This is a genomic window from Kineothrix sp. MSJ-39, from assembly GCF_018917935.1.
In the GTDB taxonomy this organism is placed as follows: domain Bacteria; phylum Bacillota; class Clostridia; order Lachnospirales; family Lachnospiraceae; genus CAG-194.
The window spans coordinates 1-19,090 of sequence record NZ_JAHLPN010000016.1 but is presented as its reverse complement, the minus strand read 5'-3'; the positions used below and the strand labels follow the sequence as shown (position 1 = coordinate 19,090).

Sequence of the window (19,090 nt, the reverse complement as noted above, 5' to 3'; positions counted from 1 at the left end):
ATTCCTCCGTATTCAAACAAACGTTCGTTATCTTTCCTATTATAACACTGCTACAACAATTCCTGCAATAATGACAGCCGCACAAATCAGTTTATAGGCGATATTTTTTTCATGGAAGATAAACTTGCCCGCAAGGATCGTCACAATACAGCCCGACTGCTTGATCAGTGTCATAATGCTGATCCGGCTTTCCGGGTTTGCATTTGCCAGAAAAAGTGACCGGTCTGCAATGACAAACAAAATAGCAAGCAGCCAGATCCATGGATTTTTCAATGACTCCTTCACGTGGATCTTCTCTTTTGCAATTATTATGTAAACCAGATAATACAGCACCAGAAACAGCATATACCAGAACTGCAATTGTGCACTCGTAATATCCTTTGTCAGTATTTTATCCAGAAGTCCCGATACCGCATTCAGCATACAGGAAGCCAGTGCAAACAGGACTAAAATGACCGGTACATGCTCCTCTTCCTGCACAGAATTACTTTCCGGCTTTTTTCTCCGTATGTTTTGAAAAGTAAGCCATTTCGGTCTTTTCAGCATCAAAAGTCCGACACAGACAAGTAACAACCCAATGATCTGATTCCCGGACAGCACCTCATGCTGCACGATCACCGCCAGCAGCGTGGCAAACAGCACACGTGACAGATCTAAAAGCCCGTACAGACTGATTGGCATTTTCTTGATGGCTTTAAAGCTGCACATCCATGCCAGAAAAATGATAAAAGACTTAAATGCCACCGCAGGCAGGAAATGCATATCCATCTGCACCGCATTTTTGACATCCGGGCATACAAATAAAAAGGCAAACAGGGTATAGAAAAACAGCACTTCCATGACACTGCTTCTCTGCAATGATTTCTTTTTAACGATCTCTCTTGTACCTTTTAAAACGCCGTAATTTAAAACTAATAACATCCACATAAACAATATTCTCCCGATTTTCCTCGGATAACGTATCATACTTTCCTCTGTCTTGCAAATAGTTTTCATTTTGTCACGCCATGCGGAATCTTTCATATTTTATAAAGAGGGCTGTTGCCCATCAAAAAAAGGGAGGATACGATTATGAACAGAAAAAAGAAACGCAGCATCTGTTTGCTCCTGCTGACGGCACTTGTCACACTTTCTCTGACAGGCTGTGGGCAGAAAGAAAAAGACGCCGGAGAAAAAGTCGTTCTGAATGAAGTAGCCCATTCCATCTTCTACGCGCCTATGTATGTGGCGATCGAAGAAGGCTATTTTGCAGAGGAAGGCATTGATCTGACACTGGTAACGGGCTTTGGTGCAGACAAAACAATGACCGCCGTTTTGTCCGGTGAAGCGGATATCGGCTTTATGGGACCGGAATCCACGATCTACACATATCTGGGTGAAACCGATGACCCTGTGATCAACTTTGCACAGTTGACACAGCGTGCAGGTAACTTTATGGTCGCAAGGGATGACAGTGACTTCTCCTGGCAGGATCTGAAAGGAAAAACAGTTCTTGGCGGACGCGCAGGCGGTATGCCTGAAATGGTCTTTGAATACATTCTGAAGAAAAACGGCATTGATCCGGCAAAGGATCTGACGATCGACCAGAGCATCGACTTTGGTTCCACTGCTGCTGCCTTCAGTGGCGGCAAAGGCGATTATACCGTAGAATTTGAGCCATCTGCTACCGCACTTGAATCTATGGATGCAGGCTATCATGTAGTCGCTTCCCTCGGTGTGGATTCCGGGTATGTTCCTTATACCTGCTTCTCCGCAAAGAAAAGTTATGTAAACAAAAATGCAGATACGATCCAGAAATTCACCAATGCACTGCAAAAGGGCATGGATTATGTTGCAGGTCACACCCCGGAAGAGATCGCCAAAGTGATCAAGCCGCAGTTTAAGGAAACAGACGAGGCAACACTGGAAACGATCATCAGCCGCTACTACAGCCAGGATACCTGGAAAACAGATCTGATCCTGCAGCAGGACAGCTTCACACTGCTGGAAGATATTCTGATCGATGCAGGGCAGTTATCAGATTATGTAAACTATGAAGATCTTGTTACAACCAAATTCGCAGAAGAAGCGAAAAAATAATCAGCCTACTGTTTTCTAATAAAAGACAGAGATCAGAACTGCTTCTGATCTCTGTCTTTTTCTTTTATCCTTCTTTATAAAACTGTTCTATGATCCCATCTGCGAGCACTCTGGCAAACAATGTGCCTTCGTCCCCCATCTGGTGATATACCGTCAGTTCCTTTCCGATATCGCCTTCTCTTCTCTGCGTAGCAGCTTCCTCAACCGCTCCGTTTAAGCTTTTCAGGAAATCGGAGATCTGCGGGCTGATGTATTTATCATTCTGCGCTGTCATAAAATCGCCCAGTGCCTGTGCCTGCTGATCCAGTGCCTCTCTGAGTGCACCGATATTCTGCCGCTCTCCTGTATAAACTGCCCTGCCATAGTTGGCAAGATCCTCCGTGTAAGCAGAAAGCAACTGACTTAACCGGCTCGTCATGCTGACAGGATAAAACGCACTGTAAATGGTTGCAAGCTCTCCCGGTATTTCCAGAAGATGTTCCAGGCTCTGCTCCGGTCTGGTATCCTCGCTGCCGAGGGAAGCCAGATACAACTGCAGAAAGCCCAGATACTGATAGACCACTCTGTTAAAATCACTCACGATCTGCAGCTCATCCATCGCCTTTTTATCTTCAAAACGTTTTCCTTCACAGATATTCAGCTTATCTCCCACCTGCAGGTTATAGGGATTGACGCCCGGATTTGCAAGCAGGATGAGCGGAACCGTTGTCCTGTACTGCTTTGCCAGCGTATACAGGGTATCTCCTCTTTGGATCTCATGTACCGTCATCTGACACTTCATAACTGCCTCCATAGGTTGTTATCATTCCCTATCAGTATATGAAAATCAGGCGGCGTATGTGCACCTCTAATAGCTTCTGATCTTGTCCGCCGAATCATCGTTTGTCTTGTCGATCTTACGGATCACAACAAAATAGCTGTATTTGTCACTGACCTTGATCTCGATCCGGTCACCGACCTTATGTCCCATCAGTGCTTTTCCCATCGGTGACTCAATGCTGATCAGATTCTCCAGTGAATTGCTTCTTACTGTCGTCACGATACGGTATGTTTCCTCGCAGTCATCCTCTTCCACATAGACAGTTACCGTATTGTTCATGCCAACTTCGTCTGCCTTGGAGTCATCGGAAATGACCTGTGCTGTTTTGATCATACGCTCCAGATAACGGATCCTGCTCTCATTTTTATTCTTTTCTTTTTTGGCAGCATGGTATTCAAAATTTTCACTCAGATCTCCATGCGCTCTTGTTTCTTTTACCGCTTCCAAAAGCTCCGGTCTTTTTACCAGCTTCCGGTAATCGATCTCCTGCTGCATTTTATCAATATCAGACTGTGTCAACTGGTCTCTCATAATGTCAGCTCCTTCTGCCCGAAATATGTCCTGATCTTCTCTTCATTCAGCTCTTCGCCGATCACGATCAGAACCTCCTGTCCTTTTTCCACTTCTTTTACGGTCATGGCATCCTGCATCGCATTCAGCTCCAGCCATTTATCCTCCTTACGGATAAAGCCCTTCACACGGAAGATCTTTCCGCATTCTGCATCCTGTAATACCGCAGATACTGTCTGTCGCATCTTCTCTTCTGTCATGCCCAGATTCAGGAAATACACCGACTGGAACCCGTCCTGTTCCCCGGACAGCTTCACATGATCCGCCGGTTTATAACCGCTTGCCATGATCTTTTGGTAATCTTCCTCTGAAAGCGTTGCCCAATCTTTACAGATCATCACATCTGCAAGCTGTCTGCCGCATTTGATCCGCTGCATGGCACGCCCGATATGTGCTTTTGTCCTTTCGATCTCCTGCTCCGTCGCTTCCTGCACCTTACTGAATAAGATAACGCCTGCACCTGCGACCTCGGAAGCCAGCAGATAATCAGCATTTTCAGACATTTCATCCGGCAGTTTCGCATCTACCACAGCGATCACATTGCCAATCTCATACCACTGATCCAGCGGTTCTTCCCGCAAAGTATCAAAAAATTCATCCACATCGAAAATACCGGACGGCTCGATCAGCACTCTGTCAAAGCCCCGCATCCCCATGGAGATCAGCTTTGTTTTAAACCGGCGTTTGTGGCAGTCCTTATCACAGCCGCCAGCCACCATTTCCAGATCACAGTGCTCGCCCAAAAGATCCTGCATCAGCAGCATATCGACATTCACTGCGCCGAAATCATTTTCCAATATACAGATATGCTCGCCCTTTCCGATCAGATAAGACGCATATTTCTTTAAAAAAGTTGACTTTCCGCTTCCTAAAAAGCCGGTGATCAGATCCACTTTTACCATCGTATTCACATCCTTTTCGATTCGATTTTACTCTTGATAGAGATATAAATCAATATCTACCGCCCCTTCGATACCGGGAACATTTCCCGATTCCGTAAACTGCCACATGGTAAATGCATAAGGAAAATCAGGCTGCATCCGATAATCTGCCAGCCAGAGCGGATAAGCTGTCAGCTCCTCCAAATATAAAACTGTTGTCAGCCGCTTTGCATTGGCATAGACCATCGGCTGATACCCTGCTGCCTGCACAGCGTCGCAAAATACCGCTGTGATCTTTGTGAGATCCTTTCCTGTCAGGTCATCCGTTCTTGCCGTATCATAGAGGATCGGTTCTGTGTCAAATACGATCGGCATCTCCATCTCCTGCCCTTCGATCGCCTGCAGGACAAATGCCGCCTCTTCTATTGCTTCCTCTTCGGAAATTGCTGCGGAAAAGAAATAAACACCTGTTTTCAGTCCCTGCGCCTTTGCCCCCTTCAGATTTTCATAAAACCGCTCATCCAGCAAAAGCTTTCCACTGCCATAGCCTCTTAGCCCGATCCGCAGCATCACATAAGAGATCCCTGCATTTTTTACCTGTTCCCAGTCAATATTGCCCTGAAATTTGGAAACGTCGATGCCAAGCATGGTCTGGTAGCCCTGCGCCTCATACCGCTTTGTCAGATCTTCTCCCGAAAAGGCAGACAACGTATATGGATTTTGTGGAACATCTGCCAGAAGTGGTACGCGCAGATAGCCTTCTGCAATATCATAGACCACCGTCGTCTGTGCTTCCTTTTCCATATCTGAAACATAAGGGATCTGTTTTTCTTTTTCTGCCGCGATCCATGCCTGCTGCTCTTCTGCCTGCTTCTGCGCCTTTTCCTCGGCTGCTTTCTGTTCCGCCTGCTGCGAGCCTTGTTCTGAGGCTGACTGCCCTTTATCATAACCTGCAGCCGCATTCTGCTCTGTCAGCATCACCTCTGTCTGCACGCTCCGGTTTTGCCGCGCCGCCACAGCTCCAAGTGTCAGACCGACCGCTGTCAGTAAAAAGAGACAGCCCAGCACCATGCCTGCGCGCTCTGCCAGGCGTTTTTTCCTGCGTCCCATAAAAATAGAACCGGCAAAGAAAAGAGCTGCAAATAATAACGCACCCATTCCGAGAACAGGAAGACTGCTGCCCGGATTTTTCCCGCCTGCAGCGAGCTCCTGCGTGCTGCTCTCCAAGCTTCCCTGTTCTGTCTCCTGCACATTCTCCTGTCCTGCTGCATTTGCATCCACCGTATTCTCTGTCTGCGCCTTTATTCCCAGTTCTTCTGCCGTTCTGGTAACGCTGTTTGTCTGGGTAAACAGGAAATATCCGTTATACAGCCGTGCACAAATCTCCTGCTCCGGCGTCTGTCCCATGATCCTGAGCTCCGTTCCCGCCTCATCAAACGGAAGCAGCTCCGACCATGTCTTTCCACCGTCCGTGCTGTAATCATAATAGACAAGGCGGCTCTGCGCATCTGCTCCGGTCAGTGCATAAAGCTGTGCATCCCCTTCCGTTCCCATCCATGTAAGCACCGCTGTTTCCGGCTCTGTCGTATCGTGGGAAACGGCTGCTTCCGGTGCTCTGTATCCGTTTTTCACATATGCGGAATAGTCATTTCCAAGAGAAGTACTGACGAGTCCGTAATATTTTGCAACCGCCGTCGCATCCAGACGTCCCATTTCCTGCCAGTCCTCGGGGCTGTCCATATAAGCCCGGTCCATAGCATGATCCGCATAGGCATGCTCCACCAGAATACACGGCAGATCCAGCGCCGCCGATTCCCGGATGATCCCATAATAATCTGTTCCTCTGTCATTTAATCTGGTCTTGACACCGCGGATCGTCAGACCATGCTCCGAAAGCTGCGACAGGATGATATCTCCCAGTGCATGCATCTTCGCATTTGCCAGCCCTGTGCTGGGGATCCACACCTCTGATCCGTACATTGTGTGATTTTCCGACATATTAAAATGGAGGCTGACCATAACATCTGCCTCCACACTTTTTGCATATTCTGCCCGCTCTTTCAGGGACATATCCTTCTTGTCTGGATTTGTTATGTAAACCTCTGTATTATCATACTGCTGCAACAGCTCCTGCATTGCCTTTGCTGTCACAAGGTTCATATCCTTTTCCAGAAATCCGTCATAGTTCAGCCCTTCATTGCTGCCACCATGTCCCGGATCGATCACGATTACAAAATTCTCTGCCATATACCCTCTGCTCTGGTTTATTTTTTATTCTTTTTTTCTTCCTTCTCAGATTCTTCCGCACTCTGTCTGCTGCTTCTCATCTCATCGATCAGCTTTTCGATCAGAAGCTTCTTTACATATACATCAAAGCTCAACATACAGATGAAATAAAACTGCTGCAGGAAGTCTCTGGATTCTTCATCCGCATCCGTAAAAGATTTCTGTGCCTGCTCGAAATGTCTTGCCACATCTTTTTTCAGCGCCTGGATCTCTTTTCCTTCCATCTGAAAAACTTCTTCGTAAATATCGGAAAGTGTCAGTCCGTCTTCTTTCTGGAAAAAACGGTCTGTGATCGGCTGCAAAAGCTCCTGGATATCACTGATTGACAGAAATCCCTTGAAATAATAGATAAAGATGAGCACCAGAAGATGCTCCTTGGAGTATTTCTTTTTCACAGGCGGCGGCAGAAGATCATTCTTCGCATAATTGTTGATCATGGTCTTTGTCAGTATCTTATCCGTTTCCTGCCTTGTCGTACTTTTCAGCCGGTGATCCATAAAGGTCGTAACCTGATCCATGTAAAGGTCGATATTCGGAATATCCGCTGTTTTAATATAATCTATGCGGTCAAAGCTTTCCATTATGCTGTTTAATAAATCTTCTGTTGAAATTGTCATAATACGCTCCGCTTCTTTCCTGTATTACTTGTTTTTTCATTTATACTACATTATATAGTATTAAAAACTATTTGTAAATGTCTATCTTTTCTTTCTCCCGCCTGAAAGAATGTCTGCGCCGGTTGACGCTTTTCATTTCCTGTGCTAAGATAAAGAAAATGTATGACGTTAAAATTTTACAGTGTTAAAGTGTCGGAGGGAAATTATGGTAAAGCAATTAAAATCTGAACCGGTCGATCATCTGTTTGAAGCGATCCTGACCCTGAAATCCAAAGAGGAATGCTATTCTTTTTTTGAAGATCTGTGTACAGTCAATGAGCTGCTCTCTCTTTCCCAGCGTTTTGAAGTTGCTGCCATGCTGAAAGAGCATAAGACCTATCTGGAAATCGCCGAAAAGACCGGGGCTTCCACAGCTACCATCAGCCGTGTCAACCGCTCTCTTACTTACGGAAATGACGGTTATGAAATGGTGTTCAGCCGTATGAAGGAAGAATAAAGCACTGCAGGCAGTGCATGCCATCCAATAAAAATCCCATGTAGTCATTTCAGATCTGCACGATTGCCTGATCCTGAAATTTCCTACATGGGATTTTTGTTGTAGCAAAAAACGCTTCTATCACAATTCTCTTTTCTATCTGGATCTATAATCTATCACTTACACGTCCAGCTTCATATCGCCGTCCTGTAACCAGCCAAGCTTTCTCATGCCTGTGGCAAATGCCCAGGAAAGAACACCTGTCAGCAGGAAATGCAGTACGATGATCTTGACAAGTACAATGCTTCCGCTCTCCATGGCTGCCATTGTCTGATAGGTCGTGATCTGTCCGACCAGACCTGCTGTCCCCATACCAGAGCCAGTTGCATTATTTGTCATGCCAAATACCAGTGTCGAAACCGGGCCGAGCACCGCACTTGTTAAAATAGCAGGCAGCCAGATGATCGGCTTCTTCACGATATTACCGATCTGCAGCATACTTGTACCAAGTCCCTGCGCCAAAAGTCCGTTCACCTTATTATCCTTATAGCTTGCAACCGCAAAACCAACCATATTCGCACAGCATCCGACTGTTGCCGCACCTGCTGCCAGACCTGACAGATTTAAGATTATGCCAAGCGCTGCGGAGCTGATCGGCAGTGTCAGGATAATACCCATTAAAACAGAAACGATAATACCGCCGATAAACGGATGTGCTTCTACATTTACATTGACAAGCTGTCCGATGAATGCCATAAAAGCAGAGATCGGAGGGCCTAAGATCAGTCCGACCGCGCTGCCCGATACAATGCTGACAAGCGGCGTGATCAGAATATCCACCTTTGTCTTGCCGCTGACGAGATGTCCGACCAGGATCGCAACAAGTGCTGCAATAAAAGCACCAAGCGGTTCGCCCGGACCTGCATAAGTGATCACGCCATCGACTAAAACTGTGCCTGCCAGAATCTTGCTGGCAAAAGCCCCCATCATACCTGCAGTCGCTGCAGAAATCACTACCAGCGGACTTTCCTTATATTTCAGCGCCACTCCCACACCGATACCGGCACCGGTAACGGAAGATGCTACCTTTCCCATCATATAGATGTAAGTACCGATATTTCCCGGAATAAAGCTGCCGATCTGGGAAATGATCGTTCCGATGATCAACGTTGCAAATAAACCTGTTGCCATACCACTCAGACCATCGATAAAAATTTTGTTCAGTATTTTTTTACATTTTTCCATAGTATCCTCCTCGACAGTATTTACAGCTGTATATTCAGCTGTCTTGTCAGTCAACAAGGGTACCTTATCATATTTTTAATCAGATAGCAAGTATCCTTTTTCAGCCAGTGTCTGTTCGATCCGGTCAAGCATCTCTTCCGTCTCCGCTTCGATCGTATGATAATGCACGCCGTCCGTCAGCGTACTCAGACCTTTTGCATGGCTCTTTTCACACTGCTCCACAAAACTCTTGGCATCCTGTCTGCTGTTGATGATCAGGTCGCAGGTGATCTGCCCATAGATTTCATGTGCAACCACGACGTCCAGAATATGTCCGCCCAGATCGACGATCGTATACAGTTCATCCAGTATCTGCTGCTGCGTATGTCTGACCTTGACAGAGCGCTTCCTGCCTTTCTTTTTTTCTTCCTCATGAAATAACAGATAGCCTTTATTCGTGGATAAAATATTTTTATTGACAGCACGCAAAAGCGCAATATCCTGTACAATGACCTGTCTGCTGACCGCAAGGCATTTTGCCAGATCCGTGCCCGACAGCGGGCTGTCCGACTCTGCCAGCAGCTTTAAGATATTTTTTCTTCTTTCCTCTGCATTCATGCCATTTCCGCTCCTTCCCGAAAATCCTGTACTGCGGATCAAGATCCGCTCCTTTTTGATTGTACCAAGCCGGTAAAAGAATGTAAAATGATTTATTTCATCTTTACTTTTAAAAAAAGGTGTGCTATTCTTACGTTGTCATAAATGACAGATATATTATTTTGGAGGTAGCCACAATGAACAAAGGTACAGTTAAATGGTTCAACAACCAGAAGGGTTACGGATTCATCTCTGATGAAGCTGGAAACGACGTTTTCGTACACTATTCAGGACTTAACATGGAAGGCTTCAAGTCATTAGAAGAAGGCCAGGCAGTTGAGTACGAAGTAGTTAACGGCGAAAAAGGACCTCAGGCAGTTAACGTAACTAAATTATAAGAAGTACGCTTCTTACAAGCTTAATCAGTTTTTCGATGTGCCTTTTTAAAATATAAATTGAAAGAATTTAGTTTTGAATGAGCAATTGTTTTAACGGATTAAAAAAAGCAGCCGGTCATATGACCGGTTGCTTTTTTCTTTCCTATTTTGTCTGATCTCCACACGCCTTCAGCACTTCTGTAAATGCCATCTTCCCGCCAAACAGATCCAGTGCGCTTCCGATCGTTACATTGATATGATCCTTGCCCAGCTTTTTCAGTCTGGAAAGATCCGCAAAGTCATGTACGCCGCCCGCATAAGTAACCGGCCTGTCCGTAAAGGCGGAAAGCAGGCTCACGAGCTCCTCTTCGATCCCGCTGTTTTTCCCTTCCACATCTACCGCATGGATCAGAAATTCATCACAGTATGCGGAAAGCCGCTCCATGGCTTCCGGTGAAAGCTGCGTGTCCGTCTGCTTCTGCCATCTGTCTGTCATGATGTAGTATCCGTTTTCTGTTTTCTTACAGCTCAGATCCAGTACCAGATGCTCTTTTCCGGTCACCTGCACCAGTCTTTGCAGTCTGTCATAATCAATCTTCCCGTCGCGGAATACAAAGGATGTCACGATCACATGACTGGCACCACCGTCCAGATACAGTTTTGCGTTTTCATCTGTGATCCCGCCGCCGACCTGCAAACCGCCCGGATAAGCTGCAAGAGCTGAAAGAGCCTGTTTTTTTGTTTCTTCATAATAAGGACTTCCTTCTTTATTCAGCAGGATCACATGTCCGCCCCTGATCCCATATCGCTGATACAGGTTTGCATAAAATGCCGCATCCTGCTTTGAAACAAAATTTTCTCTGGCATAATCTCCCAGATCCGACAAACTGCTGCCAACGATCTGCTTTACACTTCCATTATGAATATCGATACAAGGTCTGAATTCCATTTCTGTTCCTCTGTTATTTCTTTCGTATAAAATTTATTTTAATTGGTTACATTATGAGTATCAGTACAGCTGATAGATTTTATTCTTAGCAAAAGGAGTGATTTTTATGAAAAAGACAAGAAAGCTTTTATTCACTGCGCTGCTTGTAGCGTCTATGTTTACATTCGCAGCCTGCGGCAATACGACAGGCAACAATTCAGACGAAGCAGGTAATGCAAACAACACCACACAGACACCAAATGATAACGCCGGAAATAATGACAACAATATCAGTAATAACGGCACAACATCCGGTAACCAGACAAACAACGGCGACATGAACGATAACGCAGGCAATGCTGTCGGCGATGCGGTTGATGACGCCGGTAATGCTGTCGGTGATGTCATTGACGATGCAGGCAATGCAGTCGATGATGTTGCACATGGCGCAGGTGACGTCGTAGATGACCTCACCGGAGACAATAACCCATAAAGGAAACGGGCTGTGCAGACCACAGCCCATTTTTTCTACTGGTACGAATTCTTCTCCACCAGAACACCTTCCCGGTACGCATCTAACAGCTCCTCTAACTGATGGATGCTCTCCTTGAGCTCCACACCGATATCGGTATCTGCCACACACTGGCGGCGCAGCGCGGTTTCTACCACGATGGAATCGGAGAAAATATCGGATTCCTTGCGGATCGCCGCTTCTGTCGATTCAAAAGGCTCATGCGAAACAAGACGCATTCCGTAAGAATTGGCAACCAGCGTATAACCGGCAATTCCCGTCTTATGCTGGTAAGCCTTGGAAAATCCACCGTCAATGACAAGCAGCTTTCCGTTACATTTGATCGGTGACTCGCCCTTTTTGCGTTCTACCGGAACATGCCCGTTCACGATATGGGACTTTGTCGTATCCAGACCAAATTCCCGCAGGATCTTGTCCACGATCTCCTCGTTATCATACAGCCTGTAGTAGGCATTTTTTGTTTCTACGTGTGTTTCCTTATCTTCAATGAAATAACGCTCAAACGTCGTCATCTTATCCTTGCCGAATACCGGAGAATTCGGACCTGTCCAGATATACCAGAGGATATCCTCGCCCTTTGCCTTATCACCGGATTCACGGCTTGCATAATAGCCTCTTCTGGCATACGTATCCAGAATATCATACAGTGCTTTTCCGCTGTATTCTTTTCCGAATACATTGACCTTTAAGAAGTTACCTTCTTCATCGAGCGGAACGCAGCCATGGTATAACAGATTGGAATTGTATACCTTGTAAAGTCCGCCCTTTGCAAATAAGAATCTGACATCCTTCTGCAATTTATCACATCGCGTAAACGCCTGACGGAGTCTTTCCATGACTTCTGTTTCTTCCGGTGTCAGCTCATACGGATTGGCAGGATCGATCGTCGGGAAATCCATATCCCGCATCTTATATTCCTTGCCCTCTACCATGACCGTTCCTTTTTCAAAATTAATCTTATCCAGAAGCAGTCTGTCTTCCATCATGAATTCCGGTCTGCGCTTGATGATCTGTCCCTCCAGCTTGAACTGGATGACAGCCATCGCTTTATGCATCTTCATATCCATGCCCAGATCTTTGGTATTGTAATCGGTATTGTATTTGATCGCAAAGGCTTCACTTGTATTTTTGTATTGCTCCAGCGCAAAAGTCGCAAGCGGGATCAGGTTGATCCCATAACCTTCCTCCAGCGTATCCAGATTGCCATAGCGGGCAGACATTCTGACCACATTTGCAATACAGGCAAGGGAACCTGCTGCAGCCCCCATCCAGACAATGTCATGATTGCCCCACTGCACATCCACGCTGTGATAATGACGCAGTGTATGCAGAATGATATGCGGGCCCGGTCCTCTGTCATAAATATCACCTACGATATGCAGATGGTCGATGACAAGCCGCTGGATCAGTTTGCTGAGGGCAACGATAAAATCAGGTGCTCTGCCAATGCGGATGATCGTATGTACGATCTCATTGTAATAGCCTTCCTTATCCTGCACCTCTGCCTTCTCTGTGATCAATTCTTCAATGATGTAAGCGAAATCCTTCGGAAGTGCCTTACGCACCTTGGATCTCGTGTATTTGGAGGAAACGTGCTTTGTGATCTGCACCAGACGATATAATGTGATCTTATACCAGTCCTCAATATTTTCCTCTTCCTGCATGACAATTTCCAGCTTTTCCTTCGGATAATAGATCAGCGTAGCCAGACTCTTTTTGTCCTTGCTGCTCAACGTATTGCCGAATTCCTCATCGATCTTTCGTCTGACCGAACCGGAACCGTTTTTCAGCACATGATTAAACTGCTCATATTCTCCGTGTACATCTGTCATGAAATGCTCTGTTCCCTTAGGCAGATTCAGGATCGCCTGCAGGTTGATGATCTCCGTGCTTGCCGATGCGATATTCGGATACTGCTTTGACAGAGATTTCAGATATCTCAGTTCCATATCATCCATATGTTTCCCCTTTTCCTGTTTGTTATTTTAGCCGATCACATCGCTCATGTCATATAAGCCCGGCTGTTTGCCGCATAAGAATTTTGCAGCCTGTACCGCGCCTTTTCCGAATACGGCTTTGGAATAAGCTCTGTGAGAGAATGTAATGACTTCATCCTCGCCTGCAAAGATCACATCATGATCTCCGACGATCGTACCGCCTCTGACAGCAGAAAAACCGATCTCCTTCTGCGGACGCGGAATGCTTCTCTGGCTTCTGTCAAATACATATTCGTATTTTTCGGAAAGCCCTTCATTGATGGCATCTCCAAGTGCCAGAGCTGTACCTGACGGTGCATCCTTTTTCAGCTTGTGGTGCTTCTCCACGATCTCGATATCATAACCGGCATCTGCCAGAAGACCTGCTGCTTCCTTTAACAGCTTCTCAAGCAGGTTGATACCCATTGACATATTTGCGGATTTCAGGACTGCAACCTTTTCGGATGTCTCTTTGATCTTGGCAAGCTGTGCCTCGGAAAGTCCTGTGGTACATTCCACAACCGGCACCTTCTTGTCTGCGCACCAGTCAAGCAGGGCATCGGTACAAACCGGTGAGGAGAAGTCGATCACAACATCTGCCTCCACATCACAGTCTGCGATATTCTGAAATACCGGATAGCTGTTTTTCACTGTATCACATACATCGATACCTGCTACGATCTCTACATCATTTTCTTCTTCGATCAGTCTTGTAATGGTCTGTCCCATTTTGCCGTTACAGCCGTACATAATTACTCTTGTCATCTTTTTCCCTTCCTTATCCTACATATTATAAAGCGACCTAAGCCCCGGTCTAAGTACATGCCTTTGGCCGGGGCTTTCTATTCTTTTCCTATTTTATAAAATACCGAAGTTCTTCATTGCCTGTGCTAACTTCTCAGCATGTTCAGGCTCCATCTCTGTCAATGGTCTGCGGAGCGGTCCTGCATTTAAGCCCTGCAGGTTCATTGCCTTCTTAACCGGGATCGGATTGACCTCACAGAACAGTCCGTCAATGACCGGAAGGGCATCTAACTGGATCTTGCGGCTTCCTTCTACATCGCCTGCAAAGAACTTCGCACACATATCATGAGTCTGCTGTGGTGCTACATTGGATAATACGGAGATCACACCTTTGCCGCCCAGTGACAGGATCGGTACGACCTGATCATCATTACCGCTGTACAGATCTACACAGCCGTCTGCAAGCTGCATCACCTTGGCAACGCCTGAAATATTACCTGTGGCATCCTTTACACCAACGATGTTCTCTACTTCCTTACAAAGTTTTACGACAGTTTCCGGCTGGATCAGCACACCACCGGTTCTGCTCGGAATATTATACAGAATGATCGGAACCTTTACGGAATTGGCTACCATTGTAAAATGCTCTGCCAGACCCTTCTGTGTACACTTGTTATAATATGGTGTAACGATCAGAAGTCCGTCTACACCAGCCTTTTCAGCCTCTGTAGATAAATAGATCGCTGTTTCCGTACAGTTGGAACCTGTTCCTGCGATAACCGGGATTCTCTTATTGACTACCTTTACGCAGTAGCGGATCACATCCAAATGTTCTTCATGTGTCAGTGTGGAAGATTCTCCTGTTGTACCACATACGATAATGGCATCGGTTCCTCCGGCGATCTGACGCTCGATCTGCTCCTTAAATGCTTCATAGTTGACACTGCCATCCTCATGAAATGGTGTAACGATGGCAACACCTGCTCCAGTAAAAATTGACATATCCTCTTCCTCCTTGTTTCTATGGGAATTACAGCGGACGACCTCTGTTCCTTCATTTATATAATAGAATATGCGAAAAAACTTCCTATTATATAAAAAACCGGCACATGTGAGCCGGTAATCCTTCAATCTCCGATAGCTCCCCATCATTTACTGATGACAGTCATACAGCTCTTAACTGCATGCCCAAGAATAAAGTGGTCAGGCACCTTTTCTTTCGGCATCTTTCCCTTTCCTTCCTGTTCCTCTGCACCTGCTGCATCCCCGGATCTACTGTTGAAAAATGCGACCTCTATCTCATTTTATATTTTGATATGTAAGCTCTGCATAGCACTCAGAGCCTAAAAAAAGCATAGCACCAATACTGCCTTCTGTCAAGCAATTACAGACAGTTTCTGCCCCGGCCATATCCCGACCGGGGCAGTTACCTGTCATTATCTTGGAACCTCAATCCATGCATAATCTGCTTCGCAGATGGATTGAGGCTGCATCATGCATCACAGATGCATGACATTATTTAAAATACCTTAAAATTCACTGTTTCGATCTTGGAAACCTCATCTGCCAACATACATACTTCATCGCTGAGCTGGATGCCTGTCATGATGACTGTCGTTTCCTCTGTCTTGGCTGAAATAAGCGTCCTCAGCTCTTCTACCGATAAGATACCGACATCGATCAGTCCCAGTACCTCATCTAAGATCAACAGATCACATTCGCCTGTTGACAATACCTTTTTGGCAAAATTCAGTCCGTTGCGGATATTCATCTTTTCCTCTTCCCGCGCTGCCTCATCCAGACTTGCGTACTCCGCAGAGGATTTTTCAAAACGGAAAAACTTGATCTCCGGCTCCAGACGCTTCAGATACTCTGCACTCATCAGATGATCCGCCTTTAAAAACTGGATGACAACAACCGTTTTCCCTTCACTTGCCGCATATAATGCTTCTCCCAGTGCAGCGGGCGTCTTTCCGTGCCCGTCTCCACTGTAAATATGGATCTTACCCTGTTTCATGTCACACCTCACAAAACGACTTTGCTCGTTTTACTTAACAGGCAGACTATACCACAAAATACTGCAGGATGCAACTTTTCCGCATTTTCCCGCTATCAGGCGTTCTGCAGAACGTCCGGCTCTTCCTCGGAAGCCAGCTCCAGTTTGCTGACGCTTACTTCATATGCCACACGTTTTTCCGCCTGATCTTCCGAGATCTTTTTCATATACTCGCGGCTCTGGATCCTTCCCCAGATCCTGCAGCGTTCCCCAACCCTGAAATGATTCGCATATCTGGCATTTCTGCCCCAGCTGATGCACGGGATATAATCGCTTTTTCCGTACGGACGGTTCACAGCCAGCAGAATATCCGCGATCTCTCTTCCGAGCGGCGTTTTCCGGTAAACAGGTTCCTTACAGATGAATCCGTCCAGAAAGATATAATTTGTCTTTTCATTTTCCGGTACCTGTTCAATAAATGCAACCTCCCGTACAAAAACGGAAAGGATCAGTCTGTTCCTGTGTTCTTCGTGACGGTTATATGACCTGAACTGTCCGCTTACCATGACGAGTGTTCCTCGGTAGTCCTTTGAAACATCCATCAGCCTTTCTGAGATCATAAGCGGTATCCTGTCTGATGAATCGCTGAGTCTTGGCACAAGAATATCTACCATATAAAAGCCCTCGCCAAAAATCTCATGGCTGTAGACGAATTCTCCTACGATCTCTCCCATCACGGTTACCTGATTGTTTTCCATTACCTTATCTGTCATGTTCCGGTTCTCCCTTCTTACTTTAAGAATTTTTTCCTTATTTACTTACGTCAGACATTGTCTGCTATATATATTTATGAATGAATTCCATAATTATGACATGGTTTCATCGACAAAAGCTGTTGTTTTCTTACAGTCCTTGTTGATTTTTGCAAAAAATGTGATAGACTAAAAGAGTTTGGGCATCCTATTTAACTGTAGACCCCGTTTTTAGAGAGTGAGGAGTTATATGAAAACAACGAGAGACGATATTCGTAATGTCGCAATCATCGCCCATGTCGATCACGGTAAAACGACACTGGTAGATGAACTGTTAAAACAAAGCGGTGTATTTCGTGAAAATCAGGAAGTGGCAGAACGTGTCATGGATTCCAACGATATCGAGAGAGAGCGTGGTATCACCATTCTTTCCAAGAACACTGCCGTTACTTATAAAAATACAAAGATCAACATTATCGACACACCAGGTCATGCGGACTTCGGTGGTGAAGTAGAGCGTGTCCTGAAAATGGTAAATGGCGTTATCCTTGTAGTCGATGCTTTTGAAGGTGCCATGCCACAGACCAAATTCGTACTGCGCAAAGCACTGGAGCTGAAATTACCGGTCATCGTCTGTGTCAACAAGATCGACCGTCCGGAAGCAAGACCTGCTGAGGTTGTTGATGAAGTGCTTGAGCTTCTCATCGATCTGGATGCGGATGAATCCCAGCTTGACTGCCCGATCGTATATGCTTCCGCAAAAGCCGGAACTGCTTCTCTTTCCATCGAGGAGCCGGGCAAAGATATGATGCCATTGTTTGAAACGATCCTTGATTACATTCCTGCACCGGAAGGAGATCCTGATGCAGGTACACAGGTACTGATCAGTACGATCGATTACAATGAATATGTCGGCCGTATCGGTGTCGGCAAAGTAGATAACGGCGTGATCCGTGTCAATCAGGATGTTGTCATCGTCAACCATCATGAGCCTGACAAGATGAAAAAGGTGAAGGTTTCCAAGCTGTATGAATTTGACGGTTTAAATAAGGTAGAAGTCAAAGAAGCCGGCATTGGTTCCATCGTAGCCATTTCCGGTATTGCAGATATCCATATCGGTGATACACTCTGCAGCCCGGAGAATCCGGTTCCGATCCCATTCCAGAAGATCTCAGAGCCGACGATCGCCATGCATTTTATCGTCAATGACTCTCCGCTCGCCGGACAGGAAGGCAAATATGTCACAAGCCGTCATCTGCGTGACAGACTGTTCCGCGAGTTAAATACAGATGTTTCCCTGCGTGTGGAAGAAACCGAAACAACAGAAAGCTTCAAGGTTTCCGGTCGTGGTGAATTACATCTTTCCGTTTTGATCGAAAATATGCGCCGTGAAGGCTATGAATTTGCGGTTTCCAAAGCCGAGGTTTTATACAAGACCGACGAAAACGGCAAAAAGCTTGAGCCAATGGAGCTTGCTTATATCGATGTACCGGATGAATTCTCCGGTTCTGTCATCCAGAAGTTATCTGCCAGAAAAGGTGAGCTCATCAGTATGGGCGCTGCCAACGGCGGTTATGTCCGTCTTGAGTTCTCCATTCCGGCGCGTGGCCTGATCGGTTACCGCGGTGAATTCATGACAGATACAAAGGGAAATGGTATCATCAATACAACGTATGATGGATATGGTCCTTACAAAGGAGATATGATGTACCGTGCACAGGGTTCCCTGATCGCATTTGAATCCGGCGAAGCCATTACTTACGGTCTGTACAATGCACAGGAACGTGGTACTCTCTTCATCGGACCGGGCGAAAAGGTGTATGCCGGTATGGTAGTCGGCGAAACAGGTAAGGCTGAAGATATTGAGATCAATGTCTGCAAGAAGAAACAGATGACAAATACCCGTTCTTCCGGCTCAGATGAAGCACTTCGTCTGTCACCGCCAAAGATCCTCTCCTTAGAGCAGGCACTTGAGTTTATCGATACCGATGAGCTCTTAGAGGTAACACCGAAGAGTCTTCGTATCCGTAAAAAGATCCTGGATCCTACCATGCGTAAGCGTGCAGGTTTCAGAAAATCATAATTCTTAATATTATGTAAACTTACATAGGATAAAAAAGGGGCTGTAAAATAAGTCCCTAACAAAGAAACGCCAACTCCGGCAAATGTCGGTTTTGGCGTTTCTTTGTATGATTTTTTCTATTTTTGAACAGGTCTGCATCTTTGGGTATAAAAA

19 protein-coding genes and 1 riboswitch are annotated in these 19,090 nt (G+C 45.9%); of the genes, 5 read left to right on the top strand and 14 right to left on the bottom strand.

Going from position 1 to position 19,090, the window contains the following annotated elements; all coding sequences use genetic code 11:
• Positions 1–39: 39 nt before the first annotated feature.
• A complete protein-coding gene (locus KQI22_RS10385) occupies positions 40–927 on the bottom strand; it encodes an EamA family transporter (protein ID WP_216552043.1) in 888 nt (295 codons plus the stop codon).
• Positions 928–1,071: 144 nt separating this feature from the next.
• Here KQI22_RS10385 and KQI22_RS10380 point away from each other — a divergent pair, with 144 nt between their 5' ends.
• Complete coding sequence (locus KQI22_RS10380; RefSeq protein ID WP_216552041.1) at positions 1,072–2,079, top strand: ABC transporter substrate-binding protein; 1,008 nt, start codon at positions 1,072–1,074, stop codon at positions 2,077–2,079.
• 64 nt (positions 2,080–2,143) lie between these two features.
• Here the strand turns inward: KQI22_RS10380 and KQI22_RS10375 are convergent, their stop codons facing one another.
• The 5 genes from KQI22_RS10375 to KQI22_RS10355 all read right to left on the bottom strand — a co-directional run bounded on the left by KQI22_RS10375 (position 2,144) and on the right by KQI22_RS10355 (position 7,253).
• Entirely contained in the window at positions 2,144–2,860 is a 717-nt protein-coding gene (locus tag KQI22_RS10375) for a LysM peptidoglycan-binding domain-containing protein (RefSeq protein WP_216552039.1), read from the bottom strand.
• Positions 2,861–2,926: 66 nt separating this feature from the next.
• On the bottom strand, positions 2,927–3,430 hold the full coding sequence (gene greA / locus KQI22_RS10370) for a transcription elongation factor GreA (protein WP_216552038.1): 504 nt from the start codon (positions 3,428–3,430) through the stop codon (positions 2,927–2,929).
• Positions 3,427–4,371, bottom strand: coding sequence for a GTP-binding protein (locus tag KQI22_RS10365; RefSeq protein WP_216552036.1), 945 nt, complete (start codon positions 4,369–4,371; stop codon positions 3,427–3,429). Before KQI22_RS10365 ends, greA begins: the two co-directional genes overlap by 4 nt.
• 27 nt (positions 4,372–4,398) lie before the next feature.
• Positions 4,399–6,597 carry a GH25 family lysozyme gene (locus tag KQI22_RS10360; protein WP_216552034.1) on the bottom strand — a complete coding sequence of 733 codons (2,199 nt, stop codon included), beginning with the start codon at positions 6,595–6,597 and terminating at the stop codon, positions 4,399–4,401.
• A 17-nt stretch (positions 6,598–6,614) separates the two neighbouring features.
• Positions 6,615–7,253 (bottom strand): DUF1836 domain-containing protein, encoded by a 639-nt coding sequence (locus KQI22_RS10355; protein WP_216552032.1) that lies wholly within the window; start codon positions 7,251–7,253, stop codon positions 6,615–6,617.
• A 205-nt stretch (positions 7,254–7,458) separates the two neighbouring features.
• On the opposite strand from KQI22_RS10355, the gene KQI22_RS10350 reads away from it, so the two are divergent.
• Positions 7,459–7,749: a YerC/YecD family TrpR-related protein gene (locus tag KQI22_RS10350; protein WP_216552030.1), complete on the top strand. Its 291-nt coding sequence runs from the start codon at positions 7,459–7,461 to the stop codon at positions 7,747–7,749.
• A 159-nt stretch (positions 7,750–7,908) separates the two neighbouring features.
• Here the strand turns inward: KQI22_RS10350 and KQI22_RS10345 are convergent, their stop codons facing one another.
• Positions 7,909–8,973, bottom strand: a complete 1,065-nt coding sequence (locus KQI22_RS10345) for a PTS transporter subunit IIC (RefSeq protein WP_216552028.1) — start codon at positions 8,971–8,973, stop codon at positions 7,909–7,911.
• Between the two features lie 75 nt (positions 8,974–9,048).
• Positions 9,049–9,570, bottom strand: coding sequence for a transcription repressor NadR (locus KQI22_RS10340; protein ID WP_216552026.1), 522 nt, complete (start codon positions 9,568–9,570; stop codon positions 9,049–9,051).
• A gap of 176 nt (positions 9,571–9,746) precedes the next feature.
• Here KQI22_RS10340 and KQI22_RS10335 point away from each other — a divergent pair, with 176 nt between their 5' ends.
• Positions 9,747–9,947, top strand: a complete 201-nt coding sequence (locus tag KQI22_RS10335) for a cold-shock protein (RefSeq protein WP_022004239.1) — start codon at positions 9,747–9,749, stop codon at positions 9,945–9,947.
• A 142-nt stretch (positions 9,948–10,089) separates the two neighbouring features.
• On the opposite strand, the gene hisA is transcribed toward KQI22_RS10335, so the two are convergent.
• The gene (hisA, locus tag KQI22_RS10330) at positions 10,090–10,875 is read right to left on the bottom strand and encodes a phosphoribosylformimino-5-aminoimidazole carboxamide ribotide isomerase (protein WP_216552024.1); all 786 of its coding nucleotides are present in this window, start codon (positions 10,873–10,875) and stop codon (positions 10,090–10,092) included.
• A gap of 106 nt (positions 10,876–10,981) precedes the next feature.
• Between hisA and KQI22_RS10325 the strand changes: the two genes are divergently transcribed.
• Positions 10,982–11,347, top strand: a complete 366-nt coding sequence (locus tag KQI22_RS10325) for a hypothetical protein (protein WP_216552022.1) — start codon at positions 10,982–10,984, stop codon at positions 11,345–11,347.
• 35 nt (positions 11,348–11,382) lie between these two features.
• Here the strand turns inward: KQI22_RS10325 and KQI22_RS10320 are convergent, their stop codons facing one another.
• The 5 genes from KQI22_RS10320 to KQI22_RS10300 form a co-directional block, all read right to left on the bottom strand.
• The gene (locus tag KQI22_RS10320) at positions 11,383–13,344 is read right to left on the bottom strand and encodes a fructose-1,6-bisphosphatase (protein WP_216552020.1); all 1,962 of its coding nucleotides are present in this window, start codon (positions 13,342–13,344) and stop codon (positions 11,383–11,385) included.
• 27 nt (positions 13,345–13,371) lie between these two features.
• Positions 13,372–14,127, bottom strand: a complete 756-nt coding sequence (dapB, locus tag KQI22_RS10315; RefSeq protein WP_216552018.1) for a 4-hydroxy-tetrahydrodipicolinate reductase — start codon at positions 14,125–14,127, stop codon at positions 13,372–13,374.
• Between the two features lie 93 nt (positions 14,128–14,220).
• Positions 14,221–15,108, bottom strand: coding sequence for a 4-hydroxy-tetrahydrodipicolinate synthase (gene dapA / locus KQI22_RS10310; protein WP_216552016.1), 888 nt, complete (start codon positions 15,106–15,108; stop codon positions 14,221–14,223).
• A 128-nt stretch (positions 15,109–15,236) separates the two neighbouring features.
• Positions 15,237–15,411, bottom strand: a riboswitch (Lysine riboswitch).
• Positions 15,412–15,625: 214 nt separating this feature from the next.
• On the bottom strand, positions 15,626–16,123 hold the full coding sequence (locus tag KQI22_RS10305; protein ID WP_216552014.1) for a cob(I)yrinic acid a,c-diamide adenosyltransferase: 498 nt from the start codon (positions 16,121–16,123) through the stop codon (positions 15,626–15,628).
• Between the two features lie 95 nt (positions 16,124–16,218).
• Entirely contained in the window at positions 16,219–16,875 is a 657-nt protein-coding gene (locus KQI22_RS10300; protein WP_216552012.1) for a single-stranded DNA-binding protein, read from the bottom strand.
• Positions 16,876–17,104: 229 nt separating this feature from the next.
• Here KQI22_RS10300 and typA point away from each other — a divergent pair, with 229 nt between their 5' ends.
• Complete coding sequence (gene typA / locus KQI22_RS10295; protein WP_216552010.1) at positions 17,105–18,937, top strand: translational GTPase TypA; 1,833 nt, start codon at positions 17,105–17,107, stop codon at positions 18,935–18,937.
• The last annotated feature ends 153 nt before the right edge of the window (positions 18,938–19,090 follow it).